The following is a 654-nucleotide window of genomic DNA, read 5'->3' on the forward strand; positions in this document are numbered from 1 at the left end:
CCATGGCCGCCCCAATCTGTCGTTCGGTCAGGAGATTCGGTCAGAAGAGTCGTCATGTGCTCGTACCGGCCCCCCCCCCGGGCCGGGGGCCCCCCTCGAACGCGCCGCCCGCGCCCCGCGGCTCGCTGATCCGGTGCGTACGCCCCTCGCCGTGCACCAGGACACCGGGCGAGAAGGGCCGCAGTGGCAGGTCGCGCAGGCCCGGGGTGCGGCGCAGCTCAGGGAAGGAGGTGTTGAGCAACTGGCCGGTGCGGTCCAGCCGGAATCCGTCGACCTCGTCGGTCGTCATGCGTCCGCCCACCCGGGGCTCGGCCTCCACGACCGTGACCGCGAGGCCGGCGCTGGTCAGTTGTTGGGCCGCGGCGAGGCCGGCGAGGCCCGCTCCGACGACGACGACGTCCGTGTGGTGTGCACTGCCGAGCACGTGCCCCTCCCCGAGGTCGCTGCACCACGTCGGGGGCCTGATGCCCTCGGCTGGCGGTGAGGATGCGTGAACCGGACTCGACGGTAGAGAGAAATCCGGGCCCCGACAGTCGCGCACCGACCGAGCACGGTCGCACGGCGGTCGCACGTCTAGCCGGTGACGCGGCCGGGGGGGGGGGGGGGGGGGCGGGGGGCGGGGGCCCCGGCCCGGGCGGGGGGGGGGGGCCCCCC

The 654-nt window shown here is 75.7% G+C and carries 1 pseudogene; it reads right to left on the reverse strand.

The window, feature by feature from the left end:
- Positions 1 to 97: 97 nt before the first annotated feature.
- Positions 98 to 424 (reverse strand): annotated as a pseudogene (locus AAHZ94_RS34845) (FAD-dependent oxidoreductase); the annotation flags it as partial.
- Positions 425 to 654 lie beyond the last annotated feature (230 nt).

This window comes from Streptomyces sp. HSW2009 (assembly GCF_040240285.1).
GTDB lineage: Bacteria > Actinomycetota > Actinomycetes > Streptomycetales > Streptomycetaceae > Streptomyces.